General features: G+C 44.3%; 11 protein-coding genes. 5 read left to right on the top strand and 6 right to left on the bottom strand.

Translation table 11 applies throughout. From position 1 onward, the window contains the following. Positions 1-72: 72 nt before the first annotated feature. Positions 73-1,968, bottom strand: coding sequence for an OmpA family protein (locus DN068_RS08685; RefSeq protein ID WP_110998520.1), 1,896 nt, complete (start codon positions 1,966-1,968; stop codon positions 73-75). Between the two features lie 150 nt (positions 1,969-2,118). Between DN068_RS08685 and DN068_RS08680 the strand changes: the two genes are divergently transcribed. The 3 genes from DN068_RS08680 to gcvP all read left to right on the top strand — a co-directional run bounded on the left by DN068_RS08680 (position 2,119) and on the right by gcvP (position 7,477). Beyond that, complete coding sequence (locus DN068_RS08680) at positions 2,119-3,315, top strand: DUF2130 domain-containing protein (RefSeq protein ID WP_243630178.1); 1,197 nt, start codon at positions 2,119-2,121, stop codon at positions 3,313-3,315. Positions 3,316-4,147: 832 nt separating this feature from the next. Next, entirely contained in the window at positions 4,148-4,492 is a 345-nt protein-coding gene (locus DN068_RS08675) for a hypothetical protein (protein WP_110998518.1), read from the top strand. 96 nt (positions 4,493-4,588) lie between these two features. Continuing rightward, complete coding sequence (gene gcvP, locus DN068_RS08670; RefSeq protein WP_110998517.1) at positions 4,589-7,477, top strand: aminomethyl-transferring glycine dehydrogenase; 2,889 nt, start codon at positions 4,589-4,591, stop codon at positions 7,475-7,477. Between the two features lie 186 nt (positions 7,478-7,663). Here the strand turns inward: gcvP and DN068_RS08665 are convergent, their stop codons facing one another. The 5 genes from DN068_RS08665 to panD form a co-directional block, all read right to left on the bottom strand. Next, positions 7,664-8,569, bottom strand: coding sequence for a Ppx/GppA phosphatase family protein (locus tag DN068_RS08665; RefSeq protein ID WP_110998516.1), 906 nt, complete (start codon positions 8,567-8,569; stop codon positions 7,664-7,666). Next, a complete protein-coding gene (gene ppk1, locus DN068_RS08660; protein ID WP_243630175.1) occupies positions 8,566-10,644 on the bottom strand; it encodes a polyphosphate kinase 1 in 2,079 nt (692 codons plus the stop codon). Before ppk1 ends, DN068_RS08665 begins: the two co-directional genes overlap by 4 nt. 88 nt (positions 10,645-10,732) lie before the next feature. Continuing rightward, complete coding sequence (gene rfaE2 / locus DN068_RS08655; RefSeq protein WP_110998613.1) at positions 10,733-11,224, bottom strand: D-glycero-beta-D-manno-heptose 1-phosphate adenylyltransferase; 492 nt, start codon at positions 11,222-11,224, stop codon at positions 10,733-10,735. Further along, positions 11,196-12,203: a lysylphosphatidylglycerol synthase transmembrane domain-containing protein gene (locus DN068_RS08650; RefSeq protein WP_110998514.1), complete on the bottom strand. Its 1,008-nt coding sequence runs from the start codon at positions 12,201-12,203 to the stop codon at positions 11,196-11,198. Before DN068_RS08650 ends, rfaE2 begins: the two co-directional genes overlap by 29 nt. An 18-nt stretch (positions 12,204-12,221) precedes the next feature. Further along, the gene (gene panD, locus DN068_RS08645; protein WP_110998513.1) at positions 12,222-12,566 is read right to left on the bottom strand and encodes an aspartate 1-decarboxylase; all 345 of its coding nucleotides are present in this window, start codon (positions 12,564-12,566) and stop codon (positions 12,222-12,224) included. 177 nt (positions 12,567-12,743) lie between these two features. Between panD and DN068_RS08640 the strand changes: the two genes are divergently transcribed. Together DN068_RS08640 and DN068_RS08635 are read left to right on the top strand one after the other, a co-directional pair. After that, positions 12,744-13,154, top strand: coding sequence for a VOC family protein (locus DN068_RS08640; protein WP_110998512.1), 411 nt, complete (start codon positions 12,744-12,746; stop codon positions 13,152-13,154). Between the two features lie 826 nt (positions 13,155-13,980). Further along, positions 13,981-15,057, top strand: a complete 1,077-nt coding sequence (locus DN068_RS08635) for an Ldh family oxidoreductase (RefSeq protein ID WP_110998511.1) — start codon at positions 13,981-13,983, stop codon at positions 15,055-15,057. The last annotated feature ends 119 nt before the right edge of the window (positions 15,058-15,176 follow it).

Below are 15,176 nucleotides of genomic sequence, written 5' to 3'. Positions count from 1 at the left end.
CTTAAGGCCTAAAGCTTAAAGCCTAAAACAAAAAATAAGGGCCGCTTCCAGCCTTAAACTTTGCCCTTTCGGCTATTTGCGTATCACAATCTCTACCCTTCTGTTTTTGTCTCTATCTTCCTCTGTATCATTGCCCGCAACCGGACTTACTTCTCCCCAACCGTGAACTTCAAGTATATCAACCGAGAATTTCAGGGCTGCAAGATTGGCGGCTACCAGGTTGGCACGCTGATAGGACAATTGCTCATTTCCGATTGGGGTACCGCTATTGTCTGTATACCCGTTAAGGAATATGTGTATATCGTTCTGTGGCAACCAGGATTGCATTGCAGCATCGATTGCGGCTTTAGCAGAATCCGAAAGTTCTACACTGTTTTTCTTGAAATAAACAACCAAAACCAGACTGTCTGAAACAGGTTTTACATAGTCAGAAGGCAGCATGGAAATATTAAACTCCATCGGCCTCACCAGATATTGAGAATCGCAAGTAAGTGTATCTGCAAGACTTTTATATAAATAACGATCAATAATCAGGCTGTATTTTTTCCCTAATGGCAGTGTAAATGTAAAACTACCATCTCCCCGATTAGATTTGTATTCATAAAGTTCAGCGCCAGTACTGGCGTCGCTGATAAAAATATTGGCGTTATTGAGCCGTTCCTTGCTCAGACTATCGTAAACATATCCCTTGATAAATGTAACGGGCTGCGGTTGCAGATTTTCGGGCCAGTTCATTTCATAGATATCAAAATTACCGGCAGCGCTATCGCGATCAGAACTGAGATAAGCTTTTTTACCATCCTGCGTTAAGTTCAGGCTGATTTCATCATAAGGTGTATTGATCGGATAACCGAGATTTTCAGGGTGGCTCCAGGTAGAATCGTCTACTCTTTTACTACGGTACAGATCACTTCCACCCATCCCGACATGTCCATCAGATGCGAAATATAAGGTCTGGTTATCCGCAAACAAATAAGGCGAAATTTCGTTGCCGGGCGTATTTATTTCGGGGCCTAAATTCCGGGGCTCCTGCCATAAGCCGTGTTCAAAGCGGCTCATCCAGATGTCTTTTCCACCAAATCCACCCGGACGGTCACTGACGAAATACAATTCCCGGTTATCAGAAGACAGACAAGGCATTCCTTCAAAACCAGGCGTATTGATCGTGGCACCAAAACTTTCAGGTGTAGACCAGATGCTATCCGCCGTATAAGCCATATAGAGATCACAACCACCTTTATCCCAACCGTTCGGGCTGCGATTATCGCAGCGCATAAAAAACAGATAGTGCCGATCGGCAGAAACGCACTGCGATGCCTCCTGACTCAATGTGTTGATCGGATAAGGGAGGGGCTTGCCCGAAAACCAGCCTCCACAGCTATCTACATCCGACCGATAAAAATCTTCATCAATACCATTGGTACGACGTGTATAGAAAAGGCTCAGCCCGTCGGCCGATATATTCGGATACATTTCTGCATAAGACGTATTAATGCGATAACCCATATTAAAAATGGTATCCTTTATTGGATTACGCATTGCCTGCAGCATAAAAGCAGCCTGTTGTCTGAGTGCTGTCCAGTCTTTTTCCCTTTTGACCGGAGCACTACCAGCCAGCACGCTTTGTGCCTCTGCTATTTTTTCCGCGTACAACAGACTCTTTGCCAGTGGATATGCAAAATCGCGATTACCGTTTTTAATATTTATCGTTGCTTTCCTAAACACATCCGACGCTTTTGCAAATTGATGTGCATTAAAATACCATTCACCCAAAGTGCTATAGGCTCCGGCAAAATCAGGCGCAGCCTTAATGGCACGCTCCATTGCATCGAAAGCTTTTTCATCGCGCTTTGCAGCTTTATAACGCATTGCTTCGTTAAAATACTGCTGTGCACGCGCAGGCGCCTGAGCGTAGGCGTTCAGCGTAATAAAAATGGCGGCTATGAAAAACGTTATGAAAACGCGCATGCGTGAAAAATCCCACCAAAAATAATATTCCCTTTCATTCGTTGTGAAAAACCTGAAATTTGTATTTTATAGAAGTTTAGAGGAGCTAGTTATATGTCCACAACAATTATATGTCCTAATTGCCAGCATCAGTTTGAACCATCAGACGCCATGCGCAATGAAATTGAGAAACAATTGCGCGGAAAAGTGCAGGAATGGCAGAAGAAGAAGGAAGACGAATTCAAGAATAAGGAGATACAGTTTCAACAGCAACTGCAGGAAAAAGATAAAGAACTAACCCGTGCAGTAGAAGTAGAACGGCAAAAAATCACCACGCAGGTAGAAGAACAATTGCGCAAAAGCATTGGCAGCGATTATGAAAATAAAATGCGGATGCTGGAACAATCAGCTACTGAGAACGAGGAAAAACTAAAAGAAGCCCGCAAAAAGGAACTCGATTTTCTGCAGAAAGTGCAGGAATTGAAAAATAAAGAGGCAGAACTGGAACTGAACCTGCAGCGCCAGCTCATGGAAGAGCGCGATAAACTGAAAGAAGTGGTGGCCAAGGAAGCCGCGGACAAAATGTCGCTAAAAGAAAACGAGCACCAGATGCAGATGCAGGAACTCCGCAAGCAACTGGAAGACCAGAAAAAACTGGCGGAAGAAATGAAACGTAAAGCAGAGCAAGGTTCTATGCAACTTCAGGGCGAGGTGCAAGAATTGGCACTAGAAGCTCTACTGCGCAATACTTTCCCTTTTGATGTAGTATCAGAAGTTGGCAAAGGTGTGCGTGGCGCGGATTGTATTCAAACGGTGCGTAACAGCTTCGGACAGGAATGCGGCCGGATCATCTATGAAAGTAAACGGACCAAGGATTTTTCTCAGGATTGGATTGAAAAACTAAAAGCCGATATGCGCAGTCTGGGCGCTGATATCGCGGTAATCGTAACGCAGGCGATGCCTAAAGACATGGATACGTTTGGTGAAAAGGATGGCGTGTGGATTTGTAGCTTCAATGATGTGCGTGCCCTAAGCTCGGTACTGCGCGACCTGGTGATGAAAGTGCATGCGGCGGCGAAAAGCCAGGAAAACAAAGGTGATAAAATGACGTTGCTCTACAATTACCTTACCAGCAGCGAATTTTCGGAACAATGGAAAGCAATCCGTGAAGGTTTTATGTCGATGCGTATCTCTATTCAGAAAGAACGTGATGCTATGGAAAAGCTCTGGAAAGCACGCGAAAAACAACTGGAAAAAGTATTGCTAAATGCGGCGCATGTTCGCGGTTCTATCGAAGGTATCGCCGGTATGGAAAATAATATCGACCTGAATCTGATCACAGACGAACCAAATTATCTGCTGGATTAGCGCTTAAAGTCAAATGCCTAAAGCAGAAAGCTGTGTCACCCGGCACAGCTTTCTGCTTTTTTGTACCAGCGCGGTATTGTTGAAAACCGGGTTACAGCTATTGTCGGACCACAATAAATGCAGTTGCTTACGGGGTAGATACTTTGATTTGACCGCCTTTTAGGTATTAAGGAACGTGGTTGGATGCCGTTGGATATCGGGTTGAACAGCATCCTTTACCAGGTTGATACTTCAACTTAACCGGGTCTTACGTATTAAGGAACCAGGTTGAAGGCCGTTGAATACTGGGTTGGAGTTGTTTCTTGACCGGGTTCTACCTGGTTATAGACAGGGTGGAAGGCCGTCGATGACCACGTAGAACTTGTTATTTTATCGGATCCTACCCGGTTACCCACTACCTCAGATGCGGTTCAACTATAAGTAGTACCCGGTTTTAGGGAGCGTCTTGGCCTGCCGCGCTAAAATCGCCAGTTTTAAGCGTCAGGCTTTGGGCGTTCAGCTTTCTTCAAAATGCTGTCCATAATAGGTGTTGCCATGTCTATCCCACTGTAGATAAGCGAATCTCCCTTGAAAACAAGATGCGCCGGGGAGGAAAGGAAAAAATGAACGCGGAGCTGGTTATCAGCTATTTGGGGGTGCATAGTGAACCAAAAGTAAAAAGTCTATGGTGAATGGTCTATGATAAATAGTGAATTTTTTGGGAAAGGGTAGTGGTCAGCAATGAGTTGTGAGTACTCGTCAAACGTCACAACCCCAAATAACGGGGGACAGCTCCTACCGCGGGTGTAACAAACAGGGGTAATTTTCAATTCATAACACAGTTTTAAGCTTTTTGCTTTCAGCATTAAGTTATGCTGGCACGGTTCTCCTTCTTCTACCCGGACTAAAGATTGGAATTATGGCGACGATCGTGTTTATAGTATTGTGTAAAAAGGCGACGCTGGATGATTTGGTTTATGAACAAACCCACCACGATGTAATTGTTTTAGATGTAATGCCTTATCAAAACGGAACGGACTATTATGCGCATTGCGAAAAATTAGCAGCCGATTATAATTTAAAAATTCAAATCATGTTCATTTTCAGGAGAAAGGATTCCTTCTTTGTAAAAAACAGGCATGATATGGTTCTTTTTAATGAAAGGATGATGAAGGAATGCAGTGCACACGAAGATTAACAATATGTCTATAAGTCCGGCAAATAACAGATCACTTTGCAATTAGCTTACATACCTGTAACTTTGCCCATTCTTTTACATTTCTGCTAATTTTCTATGAATTTATTTGCGCTTCAAAATCGTGAGTTTGCTGGCCGTCACCTCGGTCCAAACGAGAACGACAAAGCAAAAATGCTGCAAACCATAGGTGTCGACAGCCTTGATGAACTGATTGCTAAAACAATCCCGGGTTCTATCCGTATGGCAAAGCCACTGGCGCTGCCGGAATCTATGAGCGAGGCTGCTTATTTGCGTTTTCTTAAGGAAGTATCGCTGAAAAACGACCTGCACCGCAACTATATCGGTCAGGGTTACTACGATACACACACGCCAAGTGTGATTCTGCGCAATATTTTCGAAAACCCAGGATGGTACACTCAATACACACCATACCAGGCTGAGATCTCTCAGGGCCGTCTGGAAAGTCTGCTGAACTTCCAAACGATGGTATGTGACCTCACAGCTTTGCCAATCGCCAACGCTTCCCTTTTAGATGAAGCTACTGCTGGTGCAGAAGCAATGGCTATGTTCTTCCATACGGTTAATAAAGGCGACAAAATTGAGCGTCCTAGATTTTTCGTAGACAAAGAAATTTTCCCGCAAACAATCGACCTGCTGGTAACACGCGCTACTCCACTCGGCATTGAGCTGGTATTCGGCGATTATGCAGAGGCTGAAATAGATAATACTTACTTCGGTGCCGTTGTTCAATATCCAAATGACAAAGGTTCTATCGAAGATTACCGTTCTTTCATCGACAGCGTACACAATATCGGCGGTTATGTAGCGATGGCTACCGACCTGCTGGCGCTGACTTTGCTGAAAGCTCCGGGTGAACTGGGTGCAGACGCTGCATTTGGTTCTGCACAGCGTTTCGGCGTTCCATTGGGTTATGGTGGACCGCACGCAGCATTCTTCGCGGTAAAAGATGACTTCAAACGTAACATCCCTGGCCGTATCATCGGTATCAGTGTAGATGCTTCCGGTCACCGTGCATTGCGTATGGCACTGCAAACCCGCGAGCAGCATATCAAACGTGAAAAAGCGACTTCAAATATCTGTACCGCTCAGGCATTGCTGGCTAATATGGCTGCAATGTATGCTGTATACCACGGCCCGAACGGTCTGAAAGATATCGCTAAACGCGTTTCTGTTCTGACACACACACTTTCTGAAGCGCTGGAAGAATATGGCTACGAACTGTTGTCTGGTTCTTTCTTCGATACTGTGACTGTACGTGTAAAAGATGCTGCGGCAATCCGCAGCAAAGCAGAAGCTCAGAAAATCAACTTCCGTTATTTCAACGACGATGCTACCCTCGTAACTATCGCGCTGGACGAAACAACTACATTGTCTGATCTCGCAGATGTTCTTTCTGTATTTACGATTTCAGAAGAACCGGTTGCTTTCGGTATTGAAGATGATAAAGTACTGACAGGCTTCCCAATGCCACTCGTTCGTACTTCTGAATTCCTGACACAAGAAGTATTTAATAAGCACCACAGCGAATCGCAGATGATGCGTTATATCAAAATGCTGGAAAACAAAGATCTGTCGCTGAATACCAGCATGATTTCTTTGGGTTCTTGCACGATGAAGCTCAACGCTGCATCTGAAATGATTCCGCTGACATGGGCACACTGGAGCAAAATGCATCCATTCGTTCCTGCGAAACAAGCTGGTGGTTATGCACAAATCATCAAAGAACTTTCTGAATACCTCTGCGAAATCACAGCATTCGATGCGTGCAGTCTGCAACCAAACTCTGGTGCAAACGGTGAATACGCTGGCTTGCTGACGATCCGCAGCTTCCACGAAAGCCGCGGAGAAGGTCATCGTAACGTGATTCTGATTCCGATCTCTGCACACGGTACTAACCCGGCTTCTGCAGTAATGGCTGGTTACAAAGTAATCGTGATTAAAGCACTCGAAAATGGTAACATTGACGTAGCTGACCTGAAAGCAAAAGCAGAACAACATGCTGCTAACCTCGCAGGTATCATGATCACTTACCCTTCTACTTACGGTATCTTCGAAGAAAGCGTAAGAGAAATCACTGAAATCATCCACCAGAACGGCGGACAGGTTTATATGGATGGCGCAAATATGAACGCTCAGGTTGGTCTTACAGCTCCCGGTCTGATCGGTGCTGACGTTTGTCACCTGAATCTGCATAAAACATTTGCTATTCCACACGGTGGTGGTGGTCCTGGTATGGGTCCGATCTGTGTTAAATCACACCTCGCTCCATTCCTGCCTTCACACGTAGATACAAACAATGGCGTTGAGCATCCTACACACGCTGTAAGTGCTGCTCCATACGGTTCTGCAAGCATTCTGCTGATCAGCTACGCATATATCCGCATGCTGGGTGTTGCTGGTGTAAAAGCAGCTACTGAATATGCGATCATGAACGCCAACTACATGAAAGCTCGTCTGGAAAAAGATTTCGATATTCTTTATTCTGGTACAAACGGTACTTGTGCACACGAATTCATCGTTGATCTCCGTCCATTCAAGAAAACTGCGGAAATCGAAGCAGAAGATGTTGCAAAACGTCTGATGGATTACGGTTTCCACGCACCGACTATGAGCTTCCCGGTTCCAGGTACGATCATGATCGAACCTACAGAATCTGAAGACATGGCTGAGCTGGATCGTTTCTGTGACGCGATGCTGAGCATCCGTGCTGAAATCCGCGCTGTAGAAGAAGGTAACGCTGATAAGAAAGATAACGCATTGAAAAATGCACCGCATACGCAAACGGAAGTAATCATCGGTGATTGGAACCATGCTTACAGCCGTGAGCAAGCTGCTTTCCCACTGCCTTATGTACATGCAAACAAATTCTGGCCGAGCGTTAAACGTGTAAACAACACAGTTGGCGATCGTAACCTGATCTGTACTTGCGAGCCTACAGAAGCTTACATGGAAGCTGAAGCATAAAATATCTGATTGGCTGATCGCTGATTAGCTGATTTGGAAAATAAATTTGAAGCCGCTCATAGAGCGGCTTCTTTTATTATTCTTTTTCCTGACCAGAGCGTTAGCTTAGCGCTCACCTATGACAAAAATCAAAGAGCCCGTTGCAAGCAGCGGACTCTTTGATTTTAAATATGTGCAATTGCCGAATTAGCTGATCGTCGAATTAACGGCTTTCTCCTTTTGTTCGCGGTACAGCATCTTTATCAAACCATCTGCCAAACCGATTTTCGGAACATAAATCTCATCAGCTCCGGCCCAGCGCATAATGGCGATATAGATTTGCAATGCCGGCACAATTACATCGGCACGATCACTGCGAAATTGATAAACGTGTTTGCGCTCTTCGATGGAAGCGGCGCTTAATTCTTTATGATAATCTTTCAGTAGTTCGAGCGGCAATGGACGGCCTTCTTTCCGCTTGGAGATCGAAAATATTTTATTGATGTTGCCACCGCTACCAATCGCTTCTATCGGCTGGTAATTGCGGACATGCGTTTTGATATACCATTTCATATGATCCCACTGTTCGTTGGTTACTTTATTATGCAACAATCGAATGGTACCAATATTGAATGATTCTTTGAAGATGGTTTTATTTTTCGAGAACAATGTGACCTCGGTACTACCACCACCCACATCAATGTAGAGATATGATTTGTTGAGCGCCAGATTTTCCGCAATATGCGTTTCATAGATCACATTGGCTTCTTCCTGACCGGAGATTACTTCAATTTCCAGTCCGGTTTTTTCCTTTACCTCCGCGATGATTTCCCTACCGTTTTTGGCATCACGCATTGCAGAAGTAGCGCAGGCGCGCCAGGCTTCTACCTTGTAGAAATTCATGAGATGACGGTAAGCCTTTAGCGTCTCTATCAGTTGTCCTTTTTTCTCTTCGCAGATAATCCCTTTTTCAAAAACATCAAAACCAAGACGAAGAGGAATGCGTAATAAAGTCAGCTTTGTATAATCTACCGAACCGTCGTGATATACGTTTACATCCGAAATCAAGAGGCGGGCAGCGTTGGAACCTATGTCTATTGCAGCGAGAATCAATGTTTGTACTGTTTACTGAGCAAATAGTCGTAAATGGCAATCTGAGAACGTACTTCCGCTTCGTGCTCATGTCGCTGCACGTAAGCGTTCTTTTGTTCATTATCTAATATACGTCCTTTCACGTTCTCGGCAAGCTGAATGTTCAGGATATCCATCAGTTCCTGTTGTATTTCCTTGTCGTAAATAGGCGTCGCCGCCTCTACACGATGATCAAGGTTACGCACCATCCAGTCGGCCGAAGAAATATATACAAGCGGTTTGCCATCATTGTGAAACACAAAAACACGGGCGTGTTCCAGATATTCATCAATGATACTGATCGCTTCAATATTATTTTTAAAAGATTTCTGTTGTGTGATAGCGCCGCAGATACCACGCACTATCAATTTGATCTTTACACCAGCTCTTGCAGCCTCATATATTTTATTAATCAGTTCCGGATCTACCAAGCTGTTCATCTTTAGTATGATAAACGCTTTCTTCTTTTTCCGCGCATTTTTAATCTCCTTATCGATCTGCATCATGAAATGACGACGCATGTTTAAAGGTGCTACAGGCAAAGTTCTGCACTGACGCATCGCATCAAATTTCGGCGTTGGATTTTCAAGGAAATTAAAAATACGGTTGATATCGGCCAGAATATTTCGGTTGGTTGTCAGCAGACAATGATCACCGTAATACTGTGCTGTGTTTTCATTCAGGTTACCGGTAGAAACGAAACCATATTGTTTGGTTTTATTAAACTCCCTTTTTTTGATCACACAAAGTTTGGCGTGCACTTTCATGTCTGGCACACCGAGCACTACTTTTACACCTTCTTCTTCCAGTCTTTCCTTCCACATCAGGTTGGCCTCTTCATCAAAACGGGCACGCAGTTCCAACATCACGGTCACCTGTTTGCCATTGCGTACCGCATTAATCAAGGCGTTGACAATCTTTGAATCTTTGGCCAGGCGGTAGCAAGTAATTTTGATACTCTGCACAAACGGATCGATGGCTGCTTCACGTAAAAGATCAATAACAGAATCGAAAGAATGGTACGGCATGTGCAGCATTACATCCCTTTGTTCCAATACTTCCATAATACGACAAGGTTGCTGCAAAAGCGGATGTACGAACGCGCGTGGACGCGGATGAAAATCCTGAAAAACGGAAGACGGAAAACTCATAAAGTCTTTGAAATTATGAATGCGTCCGCCGGCAATGAGGTTGTCCTTCTTGGTAAGCGTCAGTCTTTTTATAAGATAGTCGAGCAAGCCCGGATCGATGGACCGATCATAGATAAAACGGGTTGCACGGCCTTTTTTACGATTTTTTAAGCCTTTTTCCAGTTCGGTAATTACATTGGTAGAAACCTCATTTTCGATTTCCAGTTCCGCATCTCTCGTTACTTTAATGATATAACTCAAAAAACGGTTGAATCCGAATGGCGCAAACAGATAAGGAAGATTGAACCGGATGATATCTTCCAGAAGAATAATATCCTTTTCGTTATCCCCATCCGGTGGCAGGATCACGAAGCGCGGCAATACTTTGGTTGGAATCTCAATCAACGCATAGCGCTGCAGCATCGGATTGGAAGTATTTCCCAATACACAAGCCAGATAAATGGATTTATCACGCAGCAAAGGCATTTGCGGGATACTTTCAATCATCAGCGGCACAATCTGTGTGCGCACTTTTTCATCGAAATATATCTTGATAAATTCCTTTTGCTTACGACTCAGCTGCTTCTCATTCTTCATGAAAATGCCGCCTTTCTCCATTTCCCGGATAATATCTTCGTAAGTTTCATCAAACGAAGTCTGCTGACTAATCACCGTTTCCTGGATCTGACGAAGGATTTTCTCAGGATTGGCCTCCATATGCACTTTGGCGGCTTTTCCCAAACGGATCATTTTATTCAGCGTGGCTACGCGCACACGGAAAAATTCATCAAGATTATTGGAGAATATGCCCAAAAAACGGAGCCGGTCATGGAGATGTACCGAGGGGTCTTTTGCTTCCTGCAATACCCTTTCATTAAAAGCCAGCCAGCTAAGGTCTCTTACAATGGTCTGTTTATTGGATTTCACAAGCGGAGTGCTACGATTCTTCATCAAGCTACAAAAATAAACCCTCAATCACAAGACTGAGGGTTTACAGAGCGTTGAAACGCAGAATTTACAATTCCTTAATACGCTGCAGCAGACCGGTGGTCGAATAACCCTTCACAAACGGGATCAGTTCTACCATTCCACCATTCGCCATCACAAAATCTGCACCCACAACTTTATCAATCGTATAATCACCACCTTTTACGAGTACATCGGGCTTGATCGCCTCGATCAATTCTTTTGGCGTGTCTTCGTCAAACAGACAAACGGCGTCCACAAACAGCAGAGAGGCCAGTTGCAGTGCACGGTCATTTTCAATATTTACAGGTCTTTCCGGACCTTTCAGTTTTCTTACGGACGCGTCTGTGTTAACACCCACGATCAGCATATGGCCCAGATCAGCGGCTTTCGCCAGATAATCAAGGTGACCGTGATGGAGGATATCAAAACAACCATTGGTAAAAACAATCCGTTTTGCGGTTGCTCTTGCCGCGTTGACATGTGCTACCAACTTCTCGCGCTGGTAAATTTTATTTTGTATCCATTCCAGTTTCGACATAGTCATAATGATGTACTTTTCTGTTGTAAGTGAACATTAAAAGCAGCGCAATAAAGCCAAGCAGTAAGATAATAAAAGTCTGCACCATCCACGACACCCAGCCAAAGGCCAGACCGGAAGGCTCGTCGAGACCATAGAGCGTCAACACTTTTCCGACGAGTACCGGATAAGCGCCGATACCGCCTTGTGTTACAATCATTCCTACACTTCCGAAAATCAGGACAACAAGCGCCGTCATTCCGCCAAAATGCTGCGTAAAAGGCATGCTCCAGAAGCCTAATTGCAGCATGAACAAATAACTTGCCCAGATCATCACCGTATAGAACAGAAATAAAGCGCGTTTTTGCAAATGGAAAATAGAACGCACACCATCGCCCATTCCCTTAATGAACTTACCAACTTTAGAATCCTTATTGCGACGGTAAATGAAAATCAGCAAAGCTATAACTGCTACCAATCCGCCAATGGCAACGAGTAACGAAGTTGTCTTTTGAAAGTATTTACCCAGAACCTCCTGCGCATAACCACCAATCACGTCTGCCTCCAGGATAAACGCCGTTACTGTTACCAGTATCAGACAAACTACATCAAAAGCGCGTTCAGCAACGATAGTACCGACCATTTTATCAGGCGGAACCCTTTCATAACGTGCTAAAACGGTACACTTGGCTACTTCACCCATACGTGGAATAAAGAGATTGGCCAAATAACCTATAAGTACTGAAATAGTAGTATTGGTAACGGAAGGTCTTACATGCAATGGCTCTAGCAGCAAGCGCCAACGAAGCGCCCGAAACCAGTGAGATAAAAAACCGGTTATAACCAGCGGGATAAGCATCCAGAGGTTGGCAGACCGCATGGAACGGAACATTTCCGCCTTATCACTTTCAGAAAGCTCACCGGCTTTCCAATAGATAATAGCCACGCCTAACCCCACGAATACAACAAGCTGCAGTATGGTAAGCAGGGTTTTCTTCATAGACTGTAAAGATAAGGATTACAGGCTATTGTCCTCGTTCGGGAAAATGATGGTTGGTTTATGTTTTTTAGCTTCTTCAAATTCCATTGTGCAGTAAGAGATAATGATGAGTGTATCCCCTATCTGTACGCGGCGTGCGGCAGGACCATTGAGGCAAATCATACCGGAACCGCGTGTGCCTTTAATCACATAAGTTTCCAGGCGTTCGCCGTTCTCAATATCTACCACCTGCACTTTTTCGTGCTCTATTATATTAGCCGCTTCCATCAGCGCTTCATCAATTGTGATGCTGCCAATATAATGTAGGTTCGCTTCAGTAACCTTTACACGATGAATCTTTGATTTGAGTACTTGGATATTCATTGCGCCGCAAAGTTACAAAACCTTCGTAAAGTACCATATCAATAACAAGTATATTAGAATTTAGGCTTAATATTCAAGGCTTAATGCAAAGACAATTATCTATCCAATAATATTTTATACTGAAAGGATGGATTTCCGGTATATTTATTCCATTGTCAATCCCCAAAAATTAAGTCTATGAATTTGGTCGTTTATCTGTTCTTTAACGGCAATTGCGAAGAAGCAATTAATTTTTATAAAGACACGCTGAAAGGCGAAGTTTTGTTTATGCAACGTTTCGTCGATTCTCCTATGCCATGTGAAGATGCCGATAAGAACAAAGTAATGCACGCCACGTTGAAAATGGAAAACTTCATGATGATGTTCTCTGATTCTGATTCCAAACATGAAATCACGTTCGGTAACAACTATTCGTTATCGCTCGATTTTAAAGATGCAGAAAGCCTGGACAGTACTTTCGCTGCACTGGCTGCCGGCGGCTCTACTGAAATGGCTCCTCAGGATATGTTCTGGGGCGCACGCTTTGCCATGTGTACGGATAAGTTTGGTGTGAAGTGGATGTTCAATTACGATAAGCCTAAAGCGTAGCTTTGGCGTTAATAGGTTAAAAAGTTGATACGTTGAAAGGTTGCCAGGTTTTAACACTCGATTATGGAGAAAAATTTTACAGAAATGCTCGACAGTCTTCCTGAGGAACTAAAGCAGCCTTTCATCAGATTTCAAGGTTTTTGAAGATTCATTGACCACCAAAATAAAAAGCTTATTTGACCGCATTTTTATATTAAATTCTTTCAATCTGGCTTGTTTTGAACTTCAAAAAGGGACGGCGCAGTTAGCATACGTTGCACAAAAAGAGTTTAGCAAGATAGTGGTAAACGCATGTTAGAATCATTATAGAGGTTATACAAAACGAGTACCAACTGTTAATTGTTCATGGCGTTGTTGTATAATTGTTTGCAGTATTGACGGGGCTTGTAGCTGATGGAAAGTTCATTTTGCGCCGTTTTTTGGAATCTTTGCCTGGTGTAGCTCTTGCCAGTAAAGGATTTATTTATGCAACAACACCATTGTCCACTGTCCATTGCCCATTGCCCATGTTGAGCGAAGTCTCAGACTTCGTTCTAGTGGCACCCGGTCTCCTGACCGGCCGAAACAATACACTGCGGTCCGGAGACCGCTTTCCGCCCGGGCGAAGTCAGAGACTTCGCTCAACTTAAATTACATGGCCATATCACAGTTGAGCAAGGCCAAGCGCACAATGGTTCGACTTCGCTCACCATGACAAACACGCGCAAGCAAACATGGGCGACTCTCACGTTGGGAGCCCTCCTCCTTCGGATGAGTTAGCTGAGGCTTGATTGAAAATTGTTTTTCTTTGCTGAACATTCACTTTGTTCAGCAATTTTTTTGTCCAATGGCTACTACTTTTTCATACGATCATTTATACCAGTTTACTTATTCCATCTTTCAGAAAATGGGTTGCAGCGATACAGATGCAACATTGGCGACCAAAGTATTGCTATCGGCCGATGTGCGTGGCATCGACAGCCACGGCGTAGCCCGTCTGAGCGGTTATGTACGTTTGTGGGAAGCTGGCCGCATCAATGCAACACCAAACATTAAAATCGTACACGAAACACCTTCCACTGCGGTAATAGATGGCGATGCAGGACTTGGACTGGTAGTAGCGCCGTTTGCGATGCAGGTTGCCATTGACAAAGCAAAAAATGTAGGCACCGGTTGGGTAAGCGTAAAAAACAGTAACCACTTTGGCATCGCCGGTTATCATGCAATGATGGCTTTGCAGCAAGACATGATCGGCATGGCGATGACTAACGCAAGCGCTTTGGTAGCACCTACTTTTTCAGTAGAACGGATGCTGGGCACGAATCCAATTGCAGTAGCTATTCCTGCAAATGAAGAACCTGCTTTTGTCGCGGATATGGCAACTACCACCGCTGCAAATGGCAAGCTGGAAATTTTACAACGTAAAGATGCAGAGGCACCGTTGGGATGGGTGCAGGATGTAGACGGCAACGACAGCACAGACGCAAATATTCTGAAGAAACAAGGTGCACTTCTGCCACTTGGCAGCGACCGAGAACACGGCAGTCATAAGGGCTATGCGCTTGGTAGTATTGTGGATATTTTCTCTGCGGTATTGAGTGGCGCAAGTTATGGTCCGTGGGCGCCGCCGTTCCCTGCTTATGTACCAATGCCAGAAAATATGCCAGGCCAAGGCTTGGGACATTTCTTCGGTGCTATGCGCGTAGATGCTTTCCGCCCTGCGGATGAATTTAAAGCACACATGGATAACTGGATTAAACGATTCAGGAATGCTAAACCGGCGGAAGGTCATGAAAAAGTTTTGATACCTGGCGACCCGGAACGTGAAATGGAAGCGGTGCGCATGACAGAAGGCATCCCGGTGGTGGATCCTGTGGTAAATGACTTGACAGAGCTGGGCAAGAAATGGAATTTAGAGCTCTGATGGCTGATTTTGTCATCCTGAGAGGGTGTTTAAAAAGAAGTAGTTAATCTTTTAAGCATGATTTTGATAAAGACAATTTTTATCATAGCCTCAGAACAATCAACACGTCGCTCAAATTC

The sequence above is a fragment of the Taibaiella soli genome, assembly GCF_003236175.1.
Classification (GTDB): domain Bacteria; phylum Bacteroidota; class Bacteroidia; order Chitinophagales; family Chitinophagaceae; genus QKTW01.
The sequence above is the reverse complement of the archived record's forward strand: the minus strand, read 5'-3'. Positions and strand labels throughout refer to the sequence as shown.